22 protein-coding genes, 1 tRNA gene and 1 pseudogene are annotated in these 24,693 nt (G+C 70.7%); 14 read left to right on the forward strand and 10 right to left on the reverse strand.

The features are described 5' to 3' along the window. The first annotated feature begins 51 nt into the window (after positions 1 to 51). Complete coding sequence (locus AC3EUJ_RS01390; RefSeq protein ID WP_431958984.1) at positions 52 to 909, forward strand: rhomboid family intramembrane serine protease; 858 nt, start codon at positions 52 to 54, stop codon at positions 907 to 909. Between the two features lie 241 nt (positions 910 to 1,150). Here the strand turns inward: AC3EUJ_RS01390 and crgA are convergent, their stop codons facing one another. Continuing rightward, the gene (gene crgA, locus AC3EUJ_RS01395) at positions 1,151 to 1,405 is read right to left on the reverse strand and encodes a cell division protein CrgA (RefSeq protein WP_431958985.1); all 255 of its coding nucleotides are present in this window, start codon (positions 1,403 to 1,405) and stop codon (positions 1,151 to 1,153) included. 136 nt (positions 1,406 to 1,541) lie between these two features. Between crgA and AC3EUJ_RS01400 the strand changes: the two genes are divergently transcribed. From AC3EUJ_RS01400 to AC3EUJ_RS01430, 7 genes and pseudogenes are all read left to right on the forward strand, one after another. Beyond that, positions 1,542 to 2,309: a DUF881 domain-containing protein gene (locus tag AC3EUJ_RS01400; RefSeq protein ID WP_431958986.1), complete on the forward strand. Its 768-nt coding sequence runs from the start codon at positions 1,542 to 1,544 to the stop codon at positions 2,307 to 2,309. A 99-nt stretch (positions 2,310 to 2,408) separates the two neighbouring features. Then, positions 2,409 to 2,700 (forward strand): annotated as a pseudogene (locus tag AC3EUJ_RS01405) (sortase domain-containing protein); the annotation flags it as partial. A gap of 41 nt (positions 2,701 to 2,741) precedes the next feature. Further along, complete coding sequence (locus tag AC3EUJ_RS01410; protein ID WP_431958987.1) at positions 2,742 to 2,918, forward strand: hypothetical protein; 177 nt, start codon at positions 2,742 to 2,744, stop codon at positions 2,916 to 2,918. After that, positions 2,915 to 3,550, forward strand: a complete 636-nt coding sequence (locus AC3EUJ_RS01415; RefSeq protein ID WP_431958988.1) for an aminodeoxychorismate/anthranilate synthase component II — start codon at positions 2,915 to 2,917, stop codon at positions 3,548 to 3,550. Before AC3EUJ_RS01410 ends, AC3EUJ_RS01415 begins: the two co-directional genes overlap by 4 nt. A 4-nt stretch (positions 3,551 to 3,554) precedes the next feature. Next, on the forward strand, positions 3,555 to 4,994 hold the full coding sequence (locus tag AC3EUJ_RS01420) for a class E sortase (RefSeq protein WP_431958989.1): 1,440 nt from the start codon (positions 3,555 to 3,557) through the stop codon (positions 4,992 to 4,994). A 34-nt stretch (positions 4,995 to 5,028) separates the two neighbouring features. Next, the gene (locus AC3EUJ_RS01425) at positions 5,029 to 5,751 is read left to right on the forward strand and encodes a class E sortase (protein ID WP_431959220.1); all 723 of its coding nucleotides are present in this window, start codon (positions 5,029 to 5,031) and stop codon (positions 5,749 to 5,751) included. Between the two features lie 132 nt (positions 5,752 to 5,883). Beyond that, complete coding sequence (locus AC3EUJ_RS01430) at positions 5,884 to 6,054, forward strand: hypothetical protein (protein ID WP_431958990.1); 171 nt, start codon at positions 5,884 to 5,886, stop codon at positions 6,052 to 6,054. Positions 6,055 to 6,143: 89 nt separating this feature from the next. On the opposite strand, the gene pknB is transcribed toward AC3EUJ_RS01430, so the two are convergent. The 6 genes from pknB to AC3EUJ_RS01460 all read right to left on the reverse strand — a co-directional run bounded on the left by pknB (position 6,144) and on the right by AC3EUJ_RS01460 (position 14,152). Beyond that, on the reverse strand, positions 6,144 to 8,126 hold the full coding sequence (gene pknB / locus AC3EUJ_RS01435) for a Stk1 family PASTA domain-containing Ser/Thr kinase (RefSeq protein WP_431958991.1): 1,983 nt from the start codon (positions 8,124 to 8,126) through the stop codon (positions 6,144 to 6,146). 151 nt (positions 8,127 to 8,277) lie between these two features. Next, complete coding sequence (locus AC3EUJ_RS01440; RefSeq protein WP_431958992.1) at positions 8,278 to 9,741, reverse strand: peptidoglycan D,D-transpeptidase FtsI family protein; 1,464 nt, start codon at positions 9,739 to 9,741, stop codon at positions 8,278 to 8,280. Next, on the reverse strand, positions 9,738 to 11,150 hold the full coding sequence (locus AC3EUJ_RS01445; RefSeq protein ID WP_431958993.1) for an FtsW/RodA/SpoVE family cell cycle protein: 1,413 nt from the start codon (positions 11,148 to 11,150) through the stop codon (positions 9,738 to 9,740). Before AC3EUJ_RS01445 ends, AC3EUJ_RS01440 begins: the two co-directional genes overlap by 4 nt. A gap of 28 nt (positions 11,151 to 11,178) precedes the next feature. Then, positions 11,179 to 12,729 carry a PP2C family protein-serine/threonine phosphatase gene (locus AC3EUJ_RS01450; RefSeq protein ID WP_431959221.1) on the reverse strand — a complete coding sequence of 517 codons (1,551 nt, stop codon included), beginning with the start codon at positions 12,727 to 12,729 and terminating at the stop codon, positions 11,179 to 11,181. A gap of 57 nt (positions 12,730 to 12,786) precedes the next feature. Next, a complete protein-coding gene (locus AC3EUJ_RS01455; RefSeq protein ID WP_431958994.1) occupies positions 12,787 to 13,305 on the reverse strand; it encodes an FHA domain-containing protein FhaB/FipA in 519 nt (172 codons plus the stop codon). A 10-nt stretch (positions 13,306 to 13,315) separates the two neighbouring features. Then, positions 13,316 to 14,152, reverse strand: a complete 837-nt coding sequence (locus AC3EUJ_RS01460; RefSeq protein WP_431958995.1) for an FHA domain-containing protein — start codon at positions 14,150 to 14,152, stop codon at positions 13,316 to 13,318. 363 nt (positions 14,153 to 14,515) lie between these two features. On the opposite strand from AC3EUJ_RS01460, the gene AC3EUJ_RS01465 reads away from it, so the two are divergent. Continuing rightward, positions 14,516 to 14,599 (forward strand) — tRNA-Leu (locus AC3EUJ_RS01465). A 390-nt stretch (positions 14,600 to 14,989) separates the two neighbouring features. Here AC3EUJ_RS01465 and AC3EUJ_RS01470 read toward each other — a convergent pair. Beyond that, positions 14,990 to 15,796, reverse strand: a complete 807-nt coding sequence (locus tag AC3EUJ_RS01470) for a class I SAM-dependent methyltransferase (protein ID WP_431958996.1) — start codon at positions 15,794 to 15,796, stop codon at positions 14,990 to 14,992. Between the two features lie 354 nt (positions 15,797 to 16,150). Here AC3EUJ_RS01470 and AC3EUJ_RS01475 point away from each other — a divergent pair, with 354 nt between their 5' ends. The 4 genes from AC3EUJ_RS01475 to AC3EUJ_RS01490 are packed head-to-tail and all read left to right on the forward strand — an operon-like array spanning position 16,151 to position 20,638. Further along, complete coding sequence (locus AC3EUJ_RS01475; RefSeq protein ID WP_431958997.1) at positions 16,151 to 17,092, forward strand: hypothetical protein; 942 nt, start codon at positions 16,151 to 16,153, stop codon at positions 17,090 to 17,092. Beyond that, positions 17,089 to 18,573, forward strand: coding sequence for a peptidoglycan-binding protein (locus tag AC3EUJ_RS01480; RefSeq protein ID WP_431958998.1), 1,485 nt, complete (start codon positions 17,089 to 17,091; stop codon positions 18,571 to 18,573). Before AC3EUJ_RS01475 ends, AC3EUJ_RS01480 begins: the two co-directional genes overlap by 4 nt. A 56-nt stretch (positions 18,574 to 18,629) precedes the next feature. Continuing rightward, the gene (locus tag AC3EUJ_RS01485; protein WP_431958999.1) at positions 18,630 to 19,310 is read left to right on the forward strand and encodes an ABC transporter ATP-binding protein; all 681 of its coding nucleotides are present in this window, start codon (positions 18,630 to 18,632) and stop codon (positions 19,308 to 19,310) included. Beyond that, positions 19,307 to 20,638: an ABC transporter permease gene (locus AC3EUJ_RS01490; protein ID WP_431959000.1), complete on the forward strand. Its 1,332-nt coding sequence runs from the start codon at positions 19,307 to 19,309 to the stop codon at positions 20,636 to 20,638. The genes AC3EUJ_RS01485 and AC3EUJ_RS01490 overlap by 4 nt, the downstream gene beginning before the upstream one ends. 137 nt (positions 20,639 to 20,775) lie before the next feature. Here the strand turns inward: AC3EUJ_RS01490 and AC3EUJ_RS01495 are convergent, their stop codons facing one another. After that, entirely contained in the window at positions 20,776 to 21,297 is a 522-nt protein-coding gene (locus tag AC3EUJ_RS01495) for a MarR family winged helix-turn-helix transcriptional regulator (protein ID WP_431959001.1), read from the reverse strand. 160 nt (positions 21,298 to 21,457) lie between these two features. Between AC3EUJ_RS01495 and AC3EUJ_RS01500 the strand changes: the two genes are divergently transcribed. After that, the gene (locus AC3EUJ_RS01500) at positions 21,458 to 22,033 is read left to right on the forward strand and encodes a TerD family protein (protein ID WP_431959002.1); all 576 of its coding nucleotides are present in this window, start codon (positions 21,458 to 21,460) and stop codon (positions 22,031 to 22,033) included. Positions 22,034 to 22,213: 180 nt separating this feature from the next. Here AC3EUJ_RS01500 and AC3EUJ_RS01505 read toward each other — a convergent pair whose 3' ends face one another. Then, a complete protein-coding gene (locus AC3EUJ_RS01505) occupies positions 22,214 to 24,682 on the reverse strand; it encodes a SpoIIE family protein phosphatase (protein ID WP_431959003.1) in 2,469 nt (822 codons plus the stop codon). Positions 24,683 to 24,693 lie beyond the last annotated feature (11 nt).

Here is a 24,693-nt window from a genome sequence, read left to right on the forward strand (position 1 = left end):
CCCGTCCGCGCGTATGACGGGCGGGGCGATTCCGCTGCGAAGGGCTGAGACATGACCGACCAGGCCGTCCGCTGCTACCGGCATCCGGACCGGGAGACCGGCATCCGCTGCTCCCGTTGCGAGCGGCCGATCTGTCCGGAGTGCATGATCAACGCGTCGGTCGGCTTCCACTGCCCGGAGTGCGTGCGCGAGGGCCGTCGCGCCGCCCAGGCCGCGGAACCCCGCACGGTGGCGGGCGGCTCGGTCGCGGGCGACCCGAGACTGGTCACCAAGATCCTGATCGGGCTGAACCTGCTGGTCTTCCTGCTGGTCCAGGTGCTCGGCCCGCGGCTGGCCTACGACCTCGCGCTGGTCGGCCGCGCCTGCAACGGCCTGGGGCAGTGCGTCGGCGTGGCCGAGGGGCCCAGTCAGTGGTACCGCTTGCTCAGCTCGGTCTTCCTCCACCAGGAGATCTGGCACATCGCCTTCAACATGCTCTCGCTGTGGTGGATCGGCGGTCCGCTGGAAACGCTGCTCGGCCGTAGCCGTTACCTGGCCCTCTATCTGATCTCCGGGCTCGGCGGCAGCGCGCTGGTGGTACTGCTCGCCGCACCGGCCGCGGGATCGCTCGGTGCCTCGGGTGCGATCTACGGGCTCTTCGGCGCCATGGCCGTCTTCGTGAAGCGGTTGCGGATGGACATGCGGCCCGTCCTGATCCTGCTCGGGCTGAATCTGCTGTTCACCTTCACCTGGGCGAACATCAGCCGGGAGGCGCACATCGGCGGCCTCGTCACCGGGGCGGTCATCGCCGTCGCCATGGCGTACGCGCCGCGCTCGCACCGGGCGCTGGTCCAGTGGGGGACGTGCGCCGTGATGCTGCTCGCCGTGGCGGTCACGGTGTGGGCCGGGGTCGCGGACATCTCCGGCTAGGCCGTAACGCGCACCGTTGATCAGACGTTATCCACAGAGAGGCGGAGGCCTCCTGTGCATCCTGTGGGCAAGCCGTGCGCGTGCTCGTACACACCGTGTCTGACCTGCAAGATCAACGAAAGACCGGTGGTCCGTACATCGGACCACCGGTCACACCGGTGTCAACCGGCTGATGGTTATCCACAGATCGTGCGACCTTTTCAACACTGTGGATGACGCCTGTGGATAACTGTGCGAGCTGCTACTTCCACTGCGTGGACACGACGAACCCGCCCGCGATGAATCCGAAGCCGACGGCGATGTTCCAGTTGCCCAGCTGCTCGATCGGGTAGCTGCCCTGTGTCACGTAGAAGACGACGATCCAGGCCAGGCCGACGAGGAACAGCGCCAGCATGAGCGGAGCCACCCAGCCGCGGCCGGACTTCAGCTTTATGGGGGCGGTCTTCTCCGGGGGCGGGGTGAAGTCGGCCTTCTTGCGGATCCGTGACTTCGGCACGAGGGACTCTCCTGTCGATGCGCTGCGTAACCGCGCGTGTGACGTCTTGTATGTGCGGCCGGACGGCAGGGACTACCACGCCTCCGGGCGTCCGTTAGCGTAGTGCTTCCTCGGGTTGGAAGGAGATAAGGCTACGGTGAGCAATCCGGTCGGCGCCTCCCCGGGCCGCCTATCCGCCCGGTCTGTGGTGCTTCGCGTGCTCAGCGCCGGGGTTTTCGCCATGGCCGGTCTGCTGTTCTGGATGAGTTTCGACACGGCCAAGGGCCTGGACATCCGCACCGACGACCCGCTGCTGCGCCTGTCGGACCGCGTCCAGGAGAAGAGCAGGCAGAACGAGCAACTGGAGAACGAGCTCGCCGGGGTGCGCAAGGACGTCGACGGACTCGCCCACACGGACAGCGGCGTCAGCGACGCCACCCGGGAGCAGTTGGCGCGGCTCGGCGTCGAGGCCGGCACCGTCAAGCTCACCGGTCCCGCCGTCTCCGTCACCCTCAACGACGCGCCGCCGGACGCGACCCCGCTCGTCCCGGGCGTGCCGAATCCGCAGCCGAACGACCTCGTCATCCACCAGCAGGACCTGCAGGCCGTGGTCAACGCGCTGTGGGCGGGCGGCGCCTCCGGCATCAAGGTGATGGACCAGCGGCTGATCTCCACCAGCGCGGTGCGCTGTGTCGGCAACACGCTCATCCTGCAGGGCCGCGTCTACTCCCCGCCGTACACCATCACGGCGGTCGGCGACCAGGACAAGCTGCACAAGGCGCTCGACGCCAGCCCCGCGATCCAGAACTACCTGCAGTACGTCCAGGCCTACGGGCTCGGCTGGCAAGTCGAGGACGAACGACGGGTGACTCTCCCCGGCTACTCCGGCACAGTGGATCTGCAGTACGCCAAGCCTGTGGGGTGAGCATGCGCCTGGTGGTGCGGACGCTGAGCGAGTTGTGCATCACCGGGGGCGTGTTGATCGTGCTCTTCGTCTGTTACGTGCTGTTCTGGACCGGCGTGCGACCCGTTCAAGGACTTCGCCGGACTGCGCAAGGGCGACGAGGTCGTCCTGACCGACAGGCGCACCCTGGTACACCTACGAGATCGACCGCGCACCCTACCGCACCGTGCCCACCGACGTCGCTGTGACCGATCCGGTCCCGGAGAGGTCCGTGTACACCGTTCCCGGCCGCTATCCGACCCTCACCACCTGCGATCCCGAGTGGGGTCACGGCCACCGGCTCATCACCTGGGGGCACCTGGAATCCACACAGCCTGTGGAGGACGGTATGCCGGAGGGTTTGTCGGGCTAATCTTGGGCGAGGCACGGGCACGGAAGGCAGGAAGGCGGCGCATGTACGGCTGGATCTGGCGGCATCTGCCGGGCAACGTGTGGGTGAAGGCAGTCATCTCGCTGGTGCTGGTCCTCGCCGCCGTCTATGTGCTGTTCCAGTACGTCTTCCCGTGGGCGGAGCCGTTGCTGCCGTTCGGGGACGTGACCGTCGACGAGGGGAGGGCGGCCGTCCGATGAGCGCGCGCATCCTCGTCGTGGACAACTACGACAGCTTCGTCTTCAACCTCGTCCAGTACCTCTACCAACTGGGCGCCGAGTGCGAGGTGCTCCGCAACGACCAGGTGGAGCTCGCCCACGCCCAGGACGGCTTCGACGGTGTCCTGCTCTCCCCCGGGCCCGGCACCCCAGAGGAGGCCGGGGTCTGCGTCGACATGGTGCGTCACTGCGCCGCCACCGACGTCCCGGTCTTCGGCGTCTGCCTGGGGCTGCAGTCCATGGCGGTGGCGTACGGCGGCGTGGTGGACCGGGCGCCGGAGCTGCTGCACGGCAAGACCTCCCTGGTGACCCACGAGGGCCGCGGGGTCTTCGCCGGGCTGCCGACGCCGTTCACCGCGACCCGCTACCACTCGCTGGCGGTCGAACGGGAAACGGTGCCCGAAGAGTTGGAGATCACCGCCTGGACGGAGAGCGGCATCATCATGGGACTGCGGCACCGCAGCGCCCGGGTGGAGGGCGTCCAGTTCCACCCCGAGTCGGTGCTCACCGAGTGGGGGCACCGGATGCTCGCCAACTGGCTGGTGGAATGCGGCGACAAGGACGCCGTCGAGCGTTCCGCGGGCCTCGCGCCTGTGGTCGGAACCAGGGCGTGACTGCGTGACCGCGCATCGGCACTTCGGCGACACCGCCGAATTCGCCGCCGCGGTGGAGAAGTTGGCCGACCCGCTCAACGACCCGCTGCCCAACACCGCGCGGCGCGCGGCCCGCCCCCCGCAGGAGCCCGACACCGAGCCCGCCGCGGCGGCCCCCGCGACGCCCCCCGCCGCGCCGCCCGCCACGCCGCCCACGACCGCGCAGCCGGACACGCCCCGGGCAGCGGTGCCGGGCCAGCAGTCGTACGAGCGGGGACAGGGCCACTACGGGTCCACGAGGCCCGGCTACGAGCCCCGGCCCGCCGATCTCTGGCCGTCCCCGCCGTCGTCCGTGCCGGTACCCGAGGGGCCCGCCGAGCAGCCGTACGCCGAGGCGGTCAGGGCCGCCCGGCGGCCACTCACCGACGAGGAGCGCGCCGCCGCGCGCCGCCGGGTGGCGGGCACGCCGGGCGACACCGTGGCGATGCCCGTGGTGACCGAGTCCGAGCCCGGGCGGGAGGGGGAGCGGGACCGCCGGGATCCGGACCCGGACTCGGAGGAGACCCCGCGACCTGTCCCGGACCTCCTGGCACCCGAGGGCGGCGGCCGTGCGGCCCGCCGTAAGGCGGCCCAGGAGGCCGCACGGCGCGGTGGCAGGGGACGGCGGCGTTCCGGTGCCCCCGTGCCCTCCCCGGCCGTCACAGAGGCTGCCATGGCCCCCATGGCGTCGACCCCGGCCGCGCCGAGGTCCCGTGTGGAGGCCCGGCGCGCCGCGCGCGCGGCCAAGGAGAGCCCCGCGGTGATCGCCAGCCGGGTGGCCGGCGAGGTGTTCATCACCCTGGGCGTGCTGATGCTGCTCTTCGTCACCTACCAGTTGTGGTGGACCAACGTCCTCGCCCACCAGCAGGCCGGCGGCGCTGCCAACAACCTGCAGAAGCAGTGGGAGGGCGAGAAGGGCCCGAACCGTGACCCCGGCGCCTTCTCGCCCGGACAGGGCTTCGCGATCATGTACATCCCCAAGCTGGACGTGAAGGCGCCCATCGCCGAGGGCATCGACAAGCACAAGGTGCTCGACAAGGGCATGATCGGCCATTACTCCGGCGAATTGGAGACGGCCATGCCCTGGGACAAGCAGGGCAACTTCGCCCTCGCCGCGCACCGCAACACCCACGGCGAACCGTTCCGCTACGTCAACAAGCTGGTGGCGGGGGACAAGGTGGTGGTCGAGACCGAGAGCACGTACTACACGTACGAGGTCACGAGCATGCTGCCGTCCACGCCGCCCTCCAACATCTCGGTGATCAAGCCGGTCCCCGACGGATCGGGCTTCACCAGGCCGGGCCGCTACATCACACTGACCACGTGCACACCGGAGTTCACCAGCAAGTACCGGTTGATCGTCTGGGGCAAGATGGTCGAGGAACGGCCGCGCAGCAAGGGCAAGCCGGACGCCCTGGTCGAGTAGGCCAGGTAGGGAAGTACACAGATCGGGGCACGTGGTGACGACCACCCAGCACGACCGCGCCCGGGAGGCCGCGCCGACCCGGCGTCCCCTCTCGTTGATCGCCGCCACCGTCAGTCTGATCGGTGAGCTCCTCATCACCGCGGGAGTGATCCTCGGGCTCTTCGTCGTCTACTCCCTGTGGTGGACCAACGTCCTCGCCGACCGCGCCGCCAAGCACGACAGCGATGCCGTGAGGCGCGAGTGGGCCGACAGCGCCCCGGGCAAGCTCGACACCAAGGGCGGCATCGGCTTCCTCCACGTCCCCGCCATGGGCAGGGACTACGAGGTCCTGGTGAAGAAGGGCACCACCACCAAGGTGCTCAACGAGGGTGTCGCCGGCTACTACACCGAGCCCGTGGAGTCGGCCATGCCCTGGGACAAGCGGGGCAACTTCACGCTCGCCGCGCACCGCGACGGCCACGGCGCCAAGTTCCACAACATCGACAAGATCAAGAAGGGCGACCCGGTCGTCTTCGAGGACCGCGACACCTGGTACGTCTACAAGGTCTACAAGGTCCTCCCCGAGACCTCGAAGTTCAACGTCCGGGTCATCGACCAGATCCCCAGGGAGAGCGGCAAGAAGAAGGCCGGCCGCTACCTCACCCTCACCACCTGCACCCCGGTCTACACCTCGCGCGACCGCTACATCGTGTGGGCCGAACTCGTCCGCACCCAGAAGGTGGACGCGCAGCGCACCCCTCCGGCGGAGCTGGGCTGACCGGTCCGGAACGGGGCCGGGGTCGAAAACGCGGGGCGGCTGCGTCGATCTCCCCTGGCCGGACGGGAAGCCGGCCGGACCGCCAGGGCCTGCCTGGCGAGAAGGCACCCCTGGGCGGTGACGGGCCGGCGGGTGACCGCGGTCCCCGCGGCGGAGCACACCCGCCGGCTCGTCGGTCGGCGCCGCGGTCGCGGCCAGGTGCTGACGTCCGGTGGATCTCCGTATCCGGTACGCGGCCGCCTGTACGTCGGCGCCGGGAACGGCGCGGCCGAGGGCGTGGCGGAGGCCGCCGGGGAGGGCTGAACGGTCAGGCCCCGCGGGCGCGACAAAGCGGGGAGGCGGTCACCGTGGTGACCGCCTCCCCGCTTCGTCAGGCGTGGTGAGCGACTGCGTCAGCCACCGTTGCCGCCGTTGACGAGGCCGCCGCCGCCGTTCGGGTCCTGAGCGAAGAGCGTCAGGGTGTCACCCGGCTTCACCGGGCTGTTGGGCTGCGGGAACTGGTTACTCACGATCGCGTTGTCGTTCCGCGAGGAGTTGCCGACGAAGTTGATCTGCATGCCCAGTTCGTTGGCGACCGCCTTGGCCTGCGCGACCGTCTGGCCCTTCAGGTCGGGCATCTGGGCCGTGGACGGGGGCTTGGCGACGAACAGGGTCACCGAGTCGCCGGCCTTGAGCTTGCTGCCACCCGGCGGGTTCTGGTCGACGACCTTGCCCTGCTGCTGGTCGGCCGACTCGCGGTCCTGCGTGGTGACCTTCAGGCCCTGGTCCTCGAGGGTCTTCTTGGCCTGCGCCACGTCCTGGCCGACCACGTTGATGACCACGACCTCCTCGGGCGCCACGGCCACGGTGAGGGTGATCGTCGAGCCCTTCGCGCGCTTCGCGCCGCTCTTCGGGTCCTGGTCCAGGACCGTGCCCTCGTCCTCGTTGGAGGTCTTGGACTGCTTGTCGACCTCGAAGCCCGCGTCCTTGAGGGCCTTCTCGGCGTCCTCGAAGGAGTCACCGGTGACGTCCGGGACCGGGATCTTCTCGGTGCCCTTGGAGAGCTTCAGGGTGACGGTCTCGTCCTTGGAGATCTTGCTGTCGGCCTTGGCCGACTGCTCGCAGACGTGGTCCTTGGGCTGGTCGTCACAGAACATCGACTCGCCGAACGTGATGGTGATCCCACCGTTCGCCGCCCGGTCCTCGGCTTCGGCCTTGGTGTCGCCGACGAACTGCGGGACGGACACCGTGCCGTCGCCGCCGCTGTTCCCGGAGAACAGCGCCTTGCCCATGAAGATCGCGCCGATCAGGACCAGGACGGCCGCGACGACCAGCAGGATCGTGGACGTGTTGCTCTTCTTCGGCTTGCGCCGGCCGCCACCGCCCTGGGGCTGGTCGTAGCCGAAGCCGCCGTCGTCGTCCCGCATGGGCGGCAGCATCGAGGTGCCGGCGTCCTGCTGGGGCGGGAGGGCCGTGGTGGGGACGTCGTTGCCGTAGCCGCCGTAGCCGCCGCCGTTGTAGCCGACGGCGCCCATGGCGGCCGTGGCGGCGACGGGCTGGCCGTCGAGGCAGGCCTCGATGTCGGCGCGCATCTCGTCGGCGGACTGGTAGCGGTAGTCCGGGTCCTTGGTCAGCGCCTTGAGAACGATGGCGTCCATCGCGGGCGAGACCTCGGGGTCGTACACGCTCGGCGGCTGCGGCTCCTCGCGCACGTGCTGGTACGCCACCGCGACCGGGGAGTCGCCGACGAAGGGCGGCCGCACGGTGAGCAGCTCGTAGAGCAGGCAGCCGGTGGAGTACAGGTCGGAGCGCGCATCGACGGTCTCGCCCTTGGCCTGCTCCGGGGAGAGGTACTGGGCGGTGCCGATCACGGCCGCGGTCTGCGTCATGGTCATGCCGGAGTCGCCCATGGCGCGGGCGATGCCGAAGTCCATGACCTTGACCTGGCCGTTCCGGGTCAGCATCACGTTCGCGGGCTTGATGTCGCGGTGCACGATGCCGGAGCGGTGGCTGTACTCCAGGGCCTGGAGGATACCGATCGTCATCTCCAGGGAACGCTCCGGCAGGAGCTTCCGGCCGGAGTGGAGCAGCTCACGCAGGGTGGAGCCGTCCACGTACTCCATGACGATGTACGGGATGGAGACCCCGTCGACGTAGTCCTCGCCGGTGTCGTAGACGGCGACGATCGAGGGGTGGTTCAGCGAGGCGGCCGACTGGGCCTCACGGCGGAACCGGGCCTGGAAGGACGGGTCGCGGGCGAGGTCCACCCGGAGCGTCTTCACGGCGACGGTGCGGCCGAGCCGGGTGTCATGGGCGATGTACACCTCGGCCATGCCACCGCGGCCGAGCACCGAGCCCAGCTCGTACCGGCCGCCGAGGCGACGCGGCTCTTCCATAGCGCTTGCCCTTCCTAAACCGTCCGTGTGGCTGCTCGGGCATACCGTACCCGCCGCCGCGTGCCGATCCCGGCCCTGGCCGGTAGCCGATATACGACCGGTATCGCGACGTGCGACTTAACGCACATCCATGGATACGGCGTGACCGGCATCACTTGTTCAGCACGGCCTCCATGACGCTCTTGGCGATCGGCGCGGCGAAGCCGCCACCGGAGATGTCGCCGCGGTTCGCGCTGGCGTCCTCGACCACGACGGCGACCGCGACCGGGGAGCCCTGGTCGGTCTTCGCGTATGAGATGAACCACGCGTAGGGATTCTCACTGTTTTCGACGCCGTGCTGGGCGGTACCGGTCTTGCCGCCGACGGTGACGCCCGGGATCCGGGCGTTCGTGCCGGTGCCGGAGTTGACGACGGTCTCCATCATCTCCTGGAGCTTCTGGGCGTTCTCCGCGCTGAGTGGCTGCGAGAACTCCTTGGGCTTGGTCTGCTCGACCACCGTGTTGTTGGGAGCGCGCAGCTGGTCGACCATGTACGGCTGCATCAGCTTGCCGTCGTTGGCGATCGCCGCGGCGACCATCGCCATCTGCAGCGGGGTGGCGGCCGTCTCGAACTGGCCGATGGAGGACAGGGCCGTCTGCGGCTTGTCCATCTTGGTGGAGAAGTTGCTGGCCGCCGCGCGGACCGGGATGAACTGCTCCTTGTTGAAGCCGAACTTCTCGGCCTCCTCGACCATCTTGTCGCGGCCGAGCGTCGCGCCGAGCTTGCCGAAGACCGAGTTGCACGAGACGCGCAGCGCCTCCCTCAGGGAGACGTTCCTGCAGTTGATGTTGCCCTCGTTGTCCAGCGGCTGGTTGGCGGTGTCCGGGAGGATGTACGGCACTTCGGAGTCGGTCGGCTCGTCGATGCTGTCGTACAGTCCGTCCTCCAGCGCCGCGGCGGCCGTGACGACCTTGAAGGTCGAGCCCGGCGGGTAGGTCTGGCGCAGCGCCCGGTTGAGCATCGGCTCGTCGGGGTCGTTCTCCTTCTGCAGCGCGTTCCAGGCCTTGCTGTCCTTCTCCGAGTTGCCGGCGAAGGAGGAAGGGTCGTACGAGGGCGTGCTGGCCAGGGCCAGGATGGCGCCGGTCCGCGGGTCGATCGCGGCGACCGCGCCCTTCTTCTTGCCCAGGCCCTCGAAGGCGGCACGCTGCGCAGCGCCGTTGAGCGTCGTGACGACGTCGCCGCCCTGCTTCTGCTTGCCGGAGAGGATGTCGACGGTGCGCTTGAAGAACAGGCGGTCGTCGTCGCCGGTGAGGATCGAGTCGTAGATGTTCTCGAGCTGGGTCGAGCCGAACGCCTGGGACGCGTAGCCGGTGACCGGCGCCCACAGGGGGCCGTCCTTGAAGGTGGCCTTGTACTTGAAGTCGCTGCCGTTGGTCTCGGTGTGGCCCGTGATGGCTTTGCCGTCGACGATGATGTCGCCGCGCGGGGTGGCGTACTGGTTGATCGCGACGCGGCGGTTGTGGGTGTTGGTCTTCAGCTCGTCGGCTTGGACGAACTGGAGGTAGTTCGCCCGGATGAGCATGGCGAGGACGAGTAGGCCGCAGAAGATGGCAACCCGCCGCAGGGGCTTGTTCACTGGACGCGCACCACCTGGGTCGGTTCGGCATCGGGGGACGTGGGGGCCGGGGCGGGCCTGCGCGCGGTGTCGCTGATCCGCAGCAGGATGCCCACGAGGGCCCAGTTGGCGATCACCGACGAGCCACCGGCCGCGACGAACGGCATCGTCATGCCGGTCAGCGGGATGAGGCCCATGACACCGCCGGCGACGACGAAGACCTGGAGCGCGAAGGCGCCGGAGAGTCCGATCGCCAGCAGCTTGCCGAAGGGGTCACGGGCGGCGAGCGCGGTGCGGACGCCCCGCTCCACGATCAGCCCGTAGAGCAGCAGGAAGGCCATCAGGCCGGCCAGCCCCACCTCCTCGCCGACGGTGGCGAGGATGAAGTCGGAGTTGGCGGCGAAGCCGATCAGATCGGAGTTGCCCTGGCCGAGCCCGGTGCCCAGGATCCCGCCGGAGCCGAAGGACATCAGGGCCTGGGCGACCTGGTCGCTCGTGCCGTCCTTGAAGGCCGCGAACGGGTCCAGCCAGGCGTCGACGCGCTGCTGGACGTGGGGTTCGAAGGTGGCCACGCCGACGGCGCCGACGGCGGACATCAGCAGACCGAAGACGATCCAGCTGGTGCGCTCGGTGGCGACGTACAGCATGACGACGAACAGGCCGAAGAACAGCAGCGAGGTGCCGAGGTCGGTCTCGAAGACCAGGATCAGGATGCTCAGGCCCCAGATCACCAGGATCGGGCCGAGGTCGCGGCCGCGTGGCAGGTACAGGCCCATGAAGCGGCGGCTGGCCAGGGCCAGCGCGTCCCGCTTCACCATCAGGTAGCCGGAGAAGAAGACCGCGATGATGATTTTCGCGAACTCGCCGGGCTGGATGGTGCCGACGCCCGGGATGCTGATCCAGATCTTCGCGCCGTTCACTGCGGGGAAGAACATCGGCAGGATCAGGAGGATCAGCGCCACGACCATCGAGATGTAGGTGTAGCGCTGCAGGATGCGATGGTCCTTGAGGAAGACCAGCACCGCGACGAACAGGGCGACGCCCACGGCCGAGTACAGCAGCTGCTTGGGGGTGTCCGGGCTGAAGGACCCGAACAGGGCCTCGGCGCGTTGGCGGAGCCGCGGGGACTGGTCGAGCCGCCAGATGAAGACGAGACCCATGCCGTTGAGCAGGGTCACCAGCGGGAGCAGCAGGGGGTCGGCGTACGGCGCGAACTTGCGCACCGTGAGGTGCGCCACGCCGGCCAGCGCCGCGAGCCCGAGACCGTAGCCGAGCATGCCCGAGGGCAGCTCGTCGGTAATAGCCAGACCCACGTTCGCGTACGCGAAGACCGGGATCAGGACCGCGAAGACGAGGAGCGCGAGCTCCGTGTTGCGGCGGCTCGGCGCGCCGACGGATGTGATGGTCGTGGTGTTGGTGACAACGCTCATGCCGGACTGAGGCCCCTCCTGCTCACTGCTAGTTGCCGCTCGGACACTGCTGGGCCAGCGACTGGTCCTCGTCGGAGAGGGTGGGGCTGGTCGACGGGCTGGTGGAGGGGGTCGTGCTGGGCTTGGGCGAGGCGGACGCGTCCGAGGACGGGCTGCCGGTGGTCTTGCCGGTGGCGGTGTCGGCGCCCTTCTGCTGGTCCTTCTCGGCCTTCTCCGCCGCGGCGGCGTTGGACTTGTCGATCGATTCCTTGGTCTGGCAGACCTTCGCCTGGTGCTCGAGCTCGTCCGCGGTCCTGCGCGCGTCGGCGAGGTCGCTGGCGGCGATCGTGGCCGTGACGTACTTGCGCTGGTTCTGCGGTAGGTACTTGAGTTCGATACCGGGGCGGTCCTCGTGGACCTTCGACAGGTCGAGCCAGGCCAGTTTCTGCTCGATGCCCTGGTAGATCGCCGCGTGGTCGCCCTTGACGCCCACGTAGTACTGCGTCTGGGTCCAGCGGTACGCGCCGTACAGGCCGCCGCCGACGACACCGAGGACGATCAGCAGGATCAGTGAGCGCTTGAGCCAGCGGCCGCGCTTGCGGGGCTTTTGCAGATCCTCGTCCTCGAAGGCACCGAAGCTGCCCACGGGCGCGCCGACCTGTGGGTTGCCGCTGCCGGGCGGGCCGAAGGCACCCTCGGGGGCCGGCGGGCGGCCGAGCTCGGAGGCGCGGCCTGCCGGGGTCTGCAGATGCCGCGGGTCGGACAGCGGCGAGTGGTGCCGGCTGTCGGCGACGGCGCCCACGACGACGGGCGTGTCGTGCAACTGCGCGGCCAGGGTGTCGCCGTCGTCGATGTCCAGGACGTCGGCGACGATGCAGGTGATGTTGTCGGGGCCGCCGCCGCGCAGGGCGAGCTGGATCAGCTCCTGCACGGTCTCGGCGGGGGCGTGGTACCCGGCGAGGGTGTCCTCGAGCGTCTGGTGGCTGACGACGCCGGAGAGGCCGTCGGAGCAGATCAGGTAGCGGTCGCCGGCCCGGACCTCGCGGATCGACAGGTCGGGCTCGACCTGGCCGCGGCCGTCCAGGGCGCGCATCAGCAGCGAGCGCTGCGGGTGCGTGCCGGCCTCCTCCTCGGTGATCCGGCCCTCGTCGACCAGCCGCTGCACCCAGGTGTGGTCCTGGGTGATCTGGGTGAGCACACCGTCACGGAGCAGGTACGCACGGGAGTCGCCGACGTGCACCAGACCGAGCCGCTGGCCGGTCCAGAGCAGGGCGGTGAGCGTGGTGCCCATGCCCTCCAGCTGCGGGTCCTCCTCGACCATGACGCGCAATTGGTCGTTGGCCCGCTGCACGGCGACGGCGAGGGAGGTGAGGATGTCGGAGCCGGGGACGTCGTCGTCGAGGGGCACGAGGGTGGAGATCACCTCGGAGGAGGCGACCTCACCGGCGGCCTGGCCGCCCATGCCGTCGGCGATGGCGAGCAGCCGCGGACCGGCGTAGCCGGAGTCCTCGTTGCCCTCCCGGATCATTCCCTTGTGCGAGCCGGCGGCGAAGCGCAGCGACAGAGTCATGCGCACCTCGCCCGTCGGCTCCGGGTACATCCGCACGCTGCCCACCCTCTCGCTCGCGCTCGCTGGCTGTGCTCGCCCATTGTGCGACTACTTCCGCAGCTCGATGACGGTCTTGCCGATGCGGATCGGGGCACCGAGCGGGATCGGGGTCGGCGTGGTGAGCCGGTTCCGGTCCATGAAGGTACCGTTGGTGGATCCCAGGTCCTCGACGATCCAGTTGCCGTCGCGGTCCGGGTAGATCCTGGCATGGCGGCTGGACGCGTAGTCGTCGTCGAGCACGATCGTGGAATCGTGCGCCCGGCCCAGGGTGATCGTCTGCCCCTGGAGCGCAACGGTGGTGCCCGCGAGCGAGCCCTCGGAGACCACCAGCTTTGTGGGGGCGCCGCGCCGGGCCCGGTTGTTGTTCTGCTGCTGACGGCCCTGCGCGGCCTGCGCCTGCTGGCGCTGCTGCGGGGGACGCGTCTGGGCCTCGCGGCGCCCGGCGGTGCGCTGGGTCACCCGCGTGCCGAACAGGTCGCTGCGGATGACCTGCACGGCCACGATGACGAACAGCCACAGTACGGCGAGGAAACCCAACCGCATGACCGTCAGGGTCAGCTCTGACATTGCCCCCGCTTCACCCTTCGGCTTGCCGGTACACGATGGTGGTACTGCCCACGACGATCCGTGAACCGTCGCGGAGCGTAGCGCGCTGGGTGTGCTGTCCGTCCACCACGATGCCGTTCGTGGACCCGAGGTCCACGACCGTCGAGGGCGATCCCGCCCTGATCTCGCAGTGGCGGCGGGACACACCGGGGTCGTCGACCCGCACGTCGGCCTCTGTGCTGCGGCCGAGGACCAGGGTCGGACGGGAGATCTGGTGGCGCATGCCGTTGATCTCGATCCAGCGACGTACGTTCATGCCGACGCCGCCGGGGGCCGTGGGGCCGCTTCCGGGGAGCCGGGTGACCGGCGCGGCGCCGGGCGGCGGACCGGCCGGCATCGGCGGCGGGCCCACGGGGCGCTGCGGGCCCTGCGGCGGGTAGCCGTAGCCACCGCGGCCGGCAGGGGGCTGCTGCTGGTACTGCTGCTGCGACTCGCTGGAGGCGAGCGTGCGGCTGCGCACCCGGTACAGGCCGGTGTCGAGGTCGTCGGCCTTCTCCAGGTGCACCTTGATGTTGCCCATGAAGGTGTAGCGCTGCTGCTTGGCGTAGTCGCGCACCATCCCGGCGAGCTCCTCGCCGAGCTGGACGGCGTACGGGCTCAGACGCTCGTAGTCGGAGGTGCTGAGCTCGACGATGAAGTCGTTGGGGACCACGGTGCGGTCCCGGTTCCAGATCGTCGCGTTGTTGTCGCACTCGCGCTGGAGGGCGCCGGCGATCTCCACGGGCTGTACCTCGGACTTGAACACCTTGGCGAAGGTGCCGTTCACGAAGCCCTCGAGACGCTGCTCGAACTTCTTGAGTACTCCCACGATGCACCTCCCTCCTCGAGGTCCTGCGGTCGTGCACGGCGGTCCGCCGTGATCTTCCGGTCCGATCCTTCCGGTACTGCTTACTGATCGTATCCACGCACTGGGAAAACCGCTGGTTCCCCGGTCGGTCCCACGGGACCGGTGTCAACAGTGCCACGGTCCGCGGCCGCTCCCCCACAGGGATGGTAGAGGCGCCTCATGTCAGTGTCCCGCAACAGAGGACGGTTCCCCTCGCTCGGGGGTGCCCGGAAACGGATGTGATTCCACCCTGAGCAGCGTGCTAATGTTCTCGGTGTCGGAAGGGGCTGACGCGCCGGACGGGGGAGACCCCAAGGTGTGAAGGGCCCGGAAGACGACACCCATGCGCGGGTGGCGGAATAGGCAGACGCGCTGGATTCAGGTTCCAGTGCCCGAAAGGGCGTGGGGGTTCAACTCCCCCCTCGCGCACAGCGGAGACGGGTCTCCGACCGTGACGAAAGTCGCAGTCGGGGGCCCGTTTCTCGTGTTGACCAAGAGGTCGGCCCGGCAGGCCGGCGGCCGCCGCGTCCCTCACGCGCTGCTTCTTTCGTGTGGGTGATGTCCATCTGTGGGGCGCGTCACTCAAGTGGCGGCGCCGGGCGGCCGGTTGCCCTGCGGGTGCCGGGAGGCTTCGTCTTGCGTCTGCGGTTGGTGCGCCTGATGGGCGCTGACCGCCGGGAGTCAGGCTGCCCAACCGCGTCGTGATCTTCCGGCGGTTGGCGTGGGCGAGCTGGATATGGCACAGAAGGATCGAACGCCGACTGCCTCAGCTCCGGGCGACCGAGGCGGAACTCCAGGCATACGTTGACGGTCCCCGGGTCAGCGGCAGGCGCTGACCAGCAGGGCGGCGTGGGGAAGGACCAGCAGGCCGTCCTGGCCGAGGAACTCCTGGGTCAGTGCGTCGAAGTGCCGCTTCACCTCGCTGCGGGTCTCCTCGCTCTGGCTCAGCAGCAACTGCCCGATGAAGGCCACCCCGGACGCCGGCCCGCTCCACCACTCCTCGGCGCTCGCCCGGTGATCCCACCGCAGCTTCCGGCACGCGGCCTCGCGCAGTCCGGCCGACGTCATCAGCCCGGCCAGGCCGTCCTGGTCGCGCGGGAAGTCGTCCGCTGCCGCGAGCGGAGGCAGATGCGACGGCCGGGTCACACCCGCCATCTCCACGGCCCGGCCCAGCAGGGCCTGGCCGGCCGGGGCGGGAACCGCCCAGATCGTCAGCGCGATCCGTCCACCCGGCCGGACCACCCGGCGAAGCTCCGCGAGGGCTGTCCGGGGACGCCCCACGTGGTTGAGCACGAAGTTCCCGACCACGGCATCGAAGACTCCGTCCTCGAAAGGGAGCGCGGGAAGGGCGGCCGTCAGCACCTCGGCGGAGGGCACCGCCAGTGCTGCCCGTTCGACCATGCTGGGTTCGGCATCGACCGCGGTCACCTTCGCGCCGCGCTCGCACGCCGCCGCGGCCGCCGTTCCCGTCCCGGTCCCGACGTCGAGAACCCGGACCCCGTACTCAACCGCCGCAGCGTCGAGCAACTGCGGAACCGGATAGGCGCACAGCCTCGCGAAGCTCCCCGCGAACGCGTCGGCCCGACCGGCCCACGTACGACGCTCGTACCCATCGAATGCCGTCATCGGCACGGTCACGCCCCCCGGTTCCGCCGCAGAGATCGAGAACGCGGCTGGGCACCTCCGTGGCCCTGGCGCAGCCAACTCGGTGAACAGCGCCAGCCGGTACGCGATCAGCCTCTGGGCTTCCTGGCACGCCAGGCGTCTCGTGGCCGGCAATGGTGACAGGCCCGCCGCAGCCTCCTCCGCGGTTTTGCGGAAGCCGTAGTCATCCTTGACTGTGCATATACCTCCCATTCGCCTTCGTGACCCGCGTCACATCACGGCCGGCGGCTACGACCTCGGTAAGGGCCACCGGGTTGAAGTCATCGACGAAGTGCACGGCATCGTGCGATCCCTGGACCGAAGTGATGGAACGACATGGCTCATATACGCATCACGCGCATTTTCTGGCCGGTGGCCGCCGCGGGTGTGCTCGCACTCGCCGGATGCGCCCAGGCCGACGGCGGCTCCGCCACGTCCGCTGACTCCGGTGACCGGGCGGCGTCCTCGAAGGCCGGGGCGCCCGCGCAGGGCGAGGTGGCGATTCCCGAGGGAGTCGATGAGGACACCAGGCGGATCTATGTGTCGGAGAACGCCAAGGCCGCCTGCATGCGGAAGAAGGGCTTCACCTACACCCCGCGCGTGGCGGGCCTCACCGCCGCCGCCAGTCCGGTCGACGGTCAGGACTACGAACTGGCGAAGAAGTACCGGGAGAAGTTCGGCTTCGGCTTCTTCGCGCCGGCCGTCTACCCGGACGACCCGACTGTTGTCGGCAGCAAGGCCCACGAGGCTCAGGAGACGGCCAACCCGGACCGGGCCTACCTCGACGCGCTGTCCCCGGCGCAGCGGAAGGCCTACGACAAGGCGATGGGCTCTGCGAAGCAACTCCCCAGTGGGAAGAAGGTGATGCTTCCGGGGTGCGTGAAGGAAGGATTCGAGAAGGGCTACGGGCCGGAGAAGTCCCAGGCCGAGTTGGATCGTGAGCGTGCCGTGAACGAGGAGCAGGACCGTGCGGCGAAGCAGGCGCTGAACGGGGATCCCCAGCTGATCTCTCTGGCGCAGCGGTTCGCGTCCTGCCTGCGGGACGAGGGCGTCGCCGTGACGACGACGCAGCCGACCGCCATCGGGGACATGGTGAAGTTCGCGACGGCCACGTTGATCCCGTCGAGCGGAGTCCAGAACATGGACAAGGAAGAGGGCCAGGCCAAGCTCACCCAGGAGATCGGGATCGCGATGAAGGACCTGGAGTGCGGCAAGGAGTTCCGGGCCGCGTACTTCCCCGAGCTGGCCAAGCACCCCTTCTCCGGGATCGCCGGATGAGCCGGCTTCTGCCGAGCGGCCCGAAGGGGCGCGGCAAGCAGGTCGGGATGATCATGGGTGTGGTGGCGCTCGTCGGCGCGGGAGGCTGGTTCGCCGGCACGCAGATGCAGTCGCCGGCCGACGCCGCCGCCTCGCGCCGGGCGCCGGAGGCGGGTCCGGTCACCGTCGCCGTGGAGCGCCGGAAACTGACCGCGACCGTGATCGCGCAGGGCGGCGTGGAGTTCGGGGCACCGCATGGGGTGTCGCTGTCCGGGTCAGTCGGGTCCGCGAGCGGTTCCGGGGACGGCGAGGCGACCCAGCGGGTCACCAAGCTGCCGCAGGCCGGTGCCACGCTGCGCGAGGGCAGTGTCCTGATGCAGGTGAACGGCCGTCCGGTGTTCGTGCTGCGCGGCTCGGTCCCGATGTACCGGGCTCTGGGCCCTGGTACTTCGGGTGACGACGTCAGGCAGTTGCAGAGCGCGCTGCGCAGGATCGGGCACGATCCGGGGGCCATCACCGGGGACTATCGGCAGGGGACCGCGTCGGCGGTGGGCCGCTGGTATCAGGGCAAGGGGTTCCAGCCGCAGCGGCCGAGTGTGGCCGACCAGCAGCAGCTGGGCGACCTGGAAGCCGCCGTCACACAGGCACAGCTCGCGGTCCTCGCGGCGGAAGGCGGCGGGGGCGACAGCGGAGGTGATGGCGGGGCCCAGGGCGGCAAGGGTGGTTCCGGCACGGCGAGCCCGCCGGCTTCCGGCGAGGCGGCGGCCCTGGAACTGCAGGCCGCGCAGCACCAGCTGGACCGGGCCAACGCGGCGCTCAGCGCGTTCACCGGCACGTACGGCACCAAGGTCCCGGCGGGCGAGGTCGTCTTCCTGCCCGACCTGCCGGTCCGGGTCGACAAGGTCAAGGTGCGCCTCGGTGACACCCCGGGCGGCGAGGTCGCCACCGTGACCAGCTCCGACGTGGTGGTGCGCGCCGTCGTGCCCGGGGCCGACGGCTCCAGCCTGCGCGAGGGCATGCAGGCACGGATCGAGACGGCTGACGGCACCCGTGTACGCGGCGTCGTCGCGCAGGTCGGCGGCACCGGAACGCAGACCGGTGCCGGAAAGGACGCGGACGGCGCAGGTGGGGACGGAAAGGGCGAGGGCGACACCGAGCCTGACGCCGAGCCCGACGCCGATGCGGCCGCCGACCCGGTCGCCGACCCGGCCGCTCCGGTGCAGCTGGTGATCTCCGTGCCCGATCCCGGCCCGCTCAGGGACCAGTCGGGCGGCACCGCCAAGGTGACCATCGAGGTGGGCGCCTCGAAGGGCGCCGTTCTGGTGGTGCCCGTGGCGGCGGTGCACACCAGCGCCGACGGCCGGGCCCGGGTACGGGTGCAGCGCGACGGCAAGGTGGTGAACGTTCCCGTCATCGTGGGCCTCTCGGCCGCCGGCCAGGTCGAGGTGAGGGCGGACGGCGGATCGCTGGACGAGGGCGACCAGGTGGTGGTCGGACGGTGAGGCGCAGACCCGCACCGCCTCCGCCGGCTCCTGAGCAGGCGCCCGACCCGGACACCGTGATCCGGCTCAGCGGCCTGGGCCGGGTGTTCGACACCGAACCTCCGGTGCACGCCCTGCGCGACGTGCACCTGGAGGTCAGGAGGGGGGAGCACCTGTCGATCGTCGGCCCCTCCGGCTCGGGGAAATCGACGTTGCTCAACACTCTGGGTCTGCTGGACCGGCCCACGTCGGGCAGCTACTGGCTCGACGGTGTCCTCACCAACACCCTCGGCGACGCCGAACGCACGGCGTTGCGTGGCAGCCGCATCGGGTTCGTGTTCCAGTCCTTCCACCTGCTGCCGTACCGGACCGTGGACGAGAACGTCATGCTCGCCGAGACCTACCGCGCCTCCCGTCCGGGCCGCGCTCGGCGCACTCGCGCCGAGCGCGCCCGCGCCGCCCTGACACGGGTGGGTCTGGCACACCGCTTCGGCTTCCTGCCGGGCCGGCTGTCCGGCGGCGAACGGCAACGGGTGGCCATCGCCCGGGCGCTGATGGGTGAGCCCGCCCTGCTGCTGTGCGACGAACCGACGGGCAACCTCGACAGCGAGAACACCGAATCGGTGCTCGCGCTCTTCGGCGAACTGCAGGCCCAGGGCATGACGTTGCTCGTGATCACCCACGACGACGCCGTCAGCGCACGGGCGGGACGGCGGGTGCGGATCCGGGACGGCCGGCTCAGTCAGGAGAGCGTATGACCGCCATCGACCGCGCCGTACGCCGGGCACGGGCAGCGGACAAGGGAGCGCCCCCGTTCCGGCGACGCGGCGGACGGCGTTCCTGCCGCCGGGCCCACGGCCGGGGCGGCCACGAGCGTCCGTGGATGGATCCGCGGGACCTGTGGTCGGAGTCCCTGGCCGGGGTGCTCGCCCGACCGGTCCGTTCCGCCCTGACGACCCTGGGCACGGTGCTGGGCATCGGCACGCTGGTCATCACGATCGGCGTGGCGTCGACGGCGGCCAACCAGATCGTCGGCCGGTTCGACGCCCTCACCGCCACCTCGGTGACCGTCGTGGTGCCGTTGCCGCCGCCGGGAACCAGCGATCCGCCGCTGGTGGAATGGTCCGGTGCCGACGCCGTCGAGCGCCTCGCGGGAGTGGAGTCCGCTGCCGCGCTGTCCGACTCCGAGGGCAGCGCGAACGTCCAGGTCCGGGCGAACGACGTGGTCGCCCCCGGCGCACTGACCGAGCAGACCCTGGCGGTCGTCGCCGCGACCCCGGCGCTGCCGGAGGCGGTCCACGGCGCCATGACCACGGGTCGCTTCTTCGACGCCGGCGACATCGCGCGCCACGACCGGGTGGCCGTCCTCGGCGACCAGGCGGCCCGGCTGCTGGGCATCGACGACGTACGCGACGCCCCCGCGGTCTTCTTCGAGGGGCAGTCATACACGGTGATCGGTGTCCTCGACGGGATCCGCCGCGAGCGGCGCCTGTCCGCCTCGGTGATCCTGCCCCCGACCACGGCGGCGGACCGGATGGGCATGGAGAACGTGACCCGGGTCCTGGTCAACACCTCCCTCGGCGCGGCTCAGCAGGTCGCCCGGCAGGCGCCGATCGCCCTGTCGCCCGGACACGAGGAGGCCCTCACCGTGACCGCCCCACCGGATCTGTCGAAGGCCAGGAAGGGCGTCGAGGGCGACGTCAACGGCCTGTTCCTGGTGCTCGGACTGGTCTCGCTGGTCGTGGGCGCCATCGGCATCGCCAACGTCACCCTTGTCACCGTCATGGAACGCGTCGGTGAGATCGGGCTCCGTCGCGCCCTGGGCGCGTCCAGACGGCAGGTCGCCGGGCAGTTCCTCGCTGAGTCCACCACCATCGGACTGCTCGGCGGCATCGTCGGCGCGGCCCTCGGCGTGGTGGCCGTCGTCTGCGTGGCGGCTGTGAGGCACTGGACACCGGTACTGGACCTGGGCCTCGCCCTGGGCGCCCCGGTCGCCGGCGCCCTCGTCGGTCTTCTCGCCGGTCTCTACCCCGCCCTGCGCGCCGCCCGCATGGAACCCGTCGACGCCCTCCGTGCCCCCTCCTGAAGCCGGCTCGGCGAGGCACGGATCCGCCACGAGCGCCGGCGGCCCTGGCGCAGCGGACGCCGGGCCCTGCGCCTCCCCGGCGATGGCGCAGCCAGTGCGGCGGTGAGTTCGGACTGCGGGTCCGGCCGTCCTGACCGTCACCAGCCGACGTGGCGGGCGTCGTGCTCGCCGACGGGGGGTTCGCCGCCGGCCTCGGCGAAGGCCTGCAGGGCCTGGACGAGGTGGCGGCGCTGCCCTGGGGGCATGGCGTCGACGATGCGGGCGATCTCGGCCCGGCGGCGCTCCGTGACGTCGTTCACGGTGCGCCGCCCGGTCGCGGTCAGCGAGATGACCGACGTGCGCCGGTCGGTGGGGGAGGCGTCGCGGGTGACCATGTCGATCGCCACCAGGCGGTCCAGCATCCGCAGCGCCGTGGAGGGCTGCACGCCGAGTTCCGCGGCGAGCTGCGAGAGATTCAGGGCCCCGTGCGTCTCCAGGACGACCAGCATGCGTAGCTGGGGCAGGGTCAGCGCGTCCTCCACCGCGGTGAGCGAGCGGGCGGAGACCGCGACGAGGAGCCGGGAGGCGGTCAGCAGGGCGCTGACCATCTCCTCGGCGGTGCTCCCGGGGTCGTCGGCGCCGGAGGGGGAGTCGGACGAAGCGCGGGAGCCGGTGGCCATGAGTCCTTTCTACCGCTCCCGCGGTCGTCGTACGGGCGTGTACGGCACTCAGGTGAACGGCTGCGGCGCCGGGAACCCGGGGCCCGGCGGAGCCGTTGAGCGATTGGGCAAAGGAATCGTCAAGGGGCGCGGCCCGCGCCGGATTGAGCAGGGAGATCCCATGGGTGTCAGCCTTTCCAAGGGCGGCAATGTCTCGCTGACGAAGGAGGCCCCGGGACTGACCGCGGTCACCGTCGGTCTGGGCTGGGACGTCCGTACGACCACGGGCACCGACTTCGACCTCGACGCGAGCGCGCTCCTGGTCAACGCCGAGAGCAAGGTCGTCTCGGACAAGCACTTCGTGTTCTTCAACAACCTGAAGAGCCCGGAGGGCTCGGTGGAGCACACCGGCGACAACCTCACCGGCGAGGGTGAGGGCGACGACGAGCAGGTGAAGGTGAACCTGGCCACCGTGCCGGCCGAGGTCGAGAAGATCGTCTTCCCGGTGTCGATCTACGACGCCGAGAGCCGCCAGCAGTCGTTCGGCCAGGTCCGCAACGCCTTCATCCGCGTGGTGAACCAGGCCGACAACAACGAGCTCGCCCGCTACGACCTGTCCGAGGACGCCTCGACCGAGACGGCGATGGTCTTCGGCGAGCTGTACCGCAACGGCGCCGAGTGGAAGTTCCGCGCCGTCGGCCAGGGTTACGCCTCGGGGCTGCGCGGCATCGCGCAGGACTTCGGCGTCAACCTGTGAGGTAGCCGTACGCCCGGGCCGGGCGGGCACGTACGACGCCAGAGGGGCGGCGTGGCGCATGCCGCGCGGCCCCTCCGCGTCGGGCGGCCGGAACGGGGCCGGGCGACGCGCGCCGCGAGCTCCCTGGCCTTGGCGGTGGCCTGCTCGTGGGCCTTGATGCGGGAGATGTCGCCCCCCGGGTCAGTCAGGCAGCGGCAGCTCGAACCAGACGACCTTGCCGACCGCCTTGCGACTGGTGCCCCAGCGCCGGGAGAGGTTGCTGACCAGGGCCAGGCCCCGCCCCTCCTCGTCGTCGGCGTCCGCGCGGCGCAGCTGCGGCAGGTTGTGGTCGTCGTCGCTGACCTCGACCAACAGCTTGCCGACCCGCATCAGCCGCAGCGACACCTCGTGCGAGGCGACCCGCAGCGCGTTGGTCACCAGCTCGCTGACCAGCAGCTCGGTCAGGTCGCTGAGCCCTCGCAGCCCCCACCGCGCCAGCTGCTCGCGGGTGAGCGCGCGTGCCTTGCGGACCTCGGAGAGATCCATCGACAGCCGCCACTCGGCGACGTCCTCGGACGGGATGCCCTGGAAGTTGGCGACCAGCAGGGCCACGTCGTCGCGACGGTCGTCGGAGTGGACACGGTTGAGGATCTGCTCGCAGACGTCCTCGGGGGTCTGTTGCGGTTCGATGACGTTGGAGCACAGCGCCGCCAGGCCGGCGTCTATCCCCTGACCACGCACCTCCACCAGGCCGTCGGTGCACAGCACCAGCCAGCTGCCGTCAGGAACCGGGATCTCGACCGTCTCGAAGGGCACGCCGCCGACCCCGATCGGGGCGCCCTCGGGCACCTGCAGCAGTTGACTGCGGCCGTCGTGCCGGGCCAGGACCGGCGGGATGTGGCCGGCGTTGGCCAGGGCGAGCGTGCGGTGGATCGGGTCGTAGACCGCGTACACGCACGTCGCCAGGTGCTCGGCGCCCAAGCGGTGGGCGAGGTTGTCCAGGTGCCGCAGCAACTGCGCGGGCGGCAGGTCGAGCGCGGCCATCGTGATGACGGAGGTGCGGAACTGGCCCATCACGGCGGCCGACAGCAGGCCGTGGCCCATGACGTCGCCGACGATCAGCGCCACGCGCCCGCCGGGCAACTGGATGGCGTCGAACCAGTCGCCGCCGACCTGGGCCTGGCGGTCGCCGGGCATGTAGCGGTGGGCGATCCGCACCCCGGGGATGCGGGGCGGGCGGGTCGGCATCATGCTGCGCTGCAGGGTCGCGGCGGCGCGCGACTCCAGGCGGTGCAGCCGGGCGTTGTCCAGGTGCACGGCGCCGCGGGCGGCGACCTCGGCGGCGGTCGCGGCGTCCTTGGCGTCGAAGGGGCGGCGGCCGGGATGGCGCAGGAAGCACATGCGTCCCAGCACCGTGCCGCGCGCGGTGAGCGGTACGACGACCATCGACCGCTCGGGCAGTAACGGGCCGAGCCCGGGAACGCCCAGGTCGAGCGCGATGTCCTGGGCGAGCGCGGGGTCTATGACCGGGACGAGCAGCGGCTCGCCCAGCCGCGGGGTGGAGTCGGCGGGCAGCGGGATCAGCTCGCCCTCCGGCAGGGCGGCCGCCCACGGGCCGGGGGTGGTGTCGGTGTGGGCGACGGCGACGCGGCGGGCGAGGATCGTGGCCCCTGACAGGTCGTCCTTCGGCGGCTCGGTGTCGGAGAACAGCTGGTCGACGACGAGGACGGCGGCGAAGTCGGCGAAGCGCGGCACGGTGACGGCGCACAGTTCGCGGGCGGTCGTCTCCAGGTCGAGGGTCGTGCCGACCTTGGCCCCGGTCTCCCGGAGCAGGGCGAGCTGCTCGTCCAGCACGTGACCCGGGGCGATCGAGAGGCCGGGGACGCCCACCGGGGCCGGCACCGGCGCCGTGACGTCGCCGCGCGGGCCGGGCAGCAGCTCCGGGTGCGGGGCGGGCCGGGAGGGCCGTGCGGTGCGGCCGGTGGCGGGATTGGTGGCGGGCGGTGCGACGGTCGTGCCGTACTCCTCGGGGAGCACGGGGAGCAGCACCGTGCCGTCGACCTCCACCGCCGGGTAGCCCAGGGGCACGATCTGACGCACGATCCGGTCCAGCCGGCCGGCGCTGACCCGGGGCAGCACCGAGCCCAGCCGGCCGGCCAGGTGCTCGGCGTGCGCGGGGTCGGCGACCGGGGCGAGGCGCGGGGTGATGCGGACGGCGCCGCGAGAGGTGGTGCCGTCGGCGGTGTAGGGCAGCAGTTGGTCGCCGAGCGCGAGGCGCGGCCCGGTGTCGCGCAGCGGGCGGGCGTTGGCGGCGATCACCAGCAGACTCCGGCCGGTCGGCTCCATGACGCGGTAGGACCACCACACCACGTCCTTGACGCCACCGTCGCGGTCGGTCGTGGGCAGCGCTCCGGCCCAGGCGGACCGGGTGAGGTCGTCCAGTACGTCCAGGGCGTCCTGTTCACCGGGGTGGCGGCCCGCGGTGTGCGGCAGCAGTCCGGCCGCCGGGCGGCCGAACACGCACTCCCAGCGGTGGCCGAAGAGTTCCTCGGCACCGCGGTTCCAGTACGAGATGTCGCCGTCGGGGCCGACGCAGAGCACGGCGAGGCGTACGAGCGCGGAGACACCGGTGGCTGCGAGCGGGGTCGTGGTGGTGGGAAGCCTGGTCATCTCGTCCAACG

Source organism: Actinacidiphila sp. bgisy160, assembly GCF_057707815.1.

Excerpts from the sequence above, each read along its gene's own strand:
- AC3EUJ_RS01390 (WP_431958984.1), top strand. The coding sequence starts at position 52 with ATGACCGACCAGGCCGTCCGCTGCTACCGGCATCCGGACCGGGAGACC.
- AC3EUJ_RS01410 (WP_431958987.1), top strand. The coding sequence starts at position 2,742 with ATGTACGGCTGGATCTGGCGGCATCTGCCGGGCAACGTGTGGGTGAAG.
- AC3EUJ_RS01415 (WP_431958988.1), top strand. The coding sequence starts at position 2,915 with ATGAGCGCGCGCATCCTCGTCGTGGACAACTACGACAGCTTCGTCTTC.
- pknB (WP_431958991.1), bottom strand. The coding sequence starts at position 8,126 with ATGGAAGAGCCGCGTCGCCTCGGCGGCCGGTACGAGCTGGGCTCGGTG.
- AC3EUJ_RS01445 (WP_431958993.1), bottom strand. The coding sequence starts at position 11,150 with ATGAGCGTTGTCACCAACACCACGACCATCACATCCGTCGGCGCGCCG.
- AC3EUJ_RS01450 (WP_431959221.1), bottom strand. The coding sequence starts at position 12,729 with ATGTACCCGGAGCCGACGGGCGAGGTGCGCATGACTCTGTCGCTGCGC.
- AC3EUJ_RS01455 (WP_431958994.1), bottom strand. The coding sequence starts at position 13,305 with ATGTCAGAGCTGACCCTGACGGTCATGCGGTTGGGTTTCCTCGCCGTA.
- AC3EUJ_RS01470 (WP_431958996.1), bottom strand. The coding sequence starts at position 15,796 with ATGACGGCATTCGATGGGTACGAGCGTCGTACGTGGGCCGGTCGGGCC.
- AC3EUJ_RS01475 (WP_431958997.1), top strand. The coding sequence starts at position 16,151 with ATGGCTCATATACGCATCACGCGCATTTTCTGGCCGGTGGCCGCCGCG.
- AC3EUJ_RS01480 (WP_431958998.1), top strand. The coding sequence starts at position 17,089 with ATGAGCCGGCTTCTGCCGAGCGGCCCGAAGGGGCGCGGCAAGCAGGTC.
- AC3EUJ_RS01490 (WP_431959000.1), top strand. The coding sequence starts at position 19,307 with ATGACCGCCATCGACCGCGCCGTACGCCGGGCACGGGCAGCGGACAAG.
- AC3EUJ_RS01495 (WP_431959001.1), bottom strand. The coding sequence starts at position 21,297 with ATGGCCACCGGCTCCCGCGCTTCGTCCGACTCCCCCTCCGGCGCCGAC.
- AC3EUJ_RS01500 (WP_431959002.1), top strand. The coding sequence starts at position 21,458 with ATGGGTGTCAGCCTTTCCAAGGGCGGCAATGTCTCGCTGACGAAGGAG.
- AC3EUJ_RS01505 (WP_431959003.1), bottom strand. The coding sequence starts at position 24,682 with ATGACCAGGCTTCCCACCACCACGACCCCGCTCGCAGCCACCGGTGTC.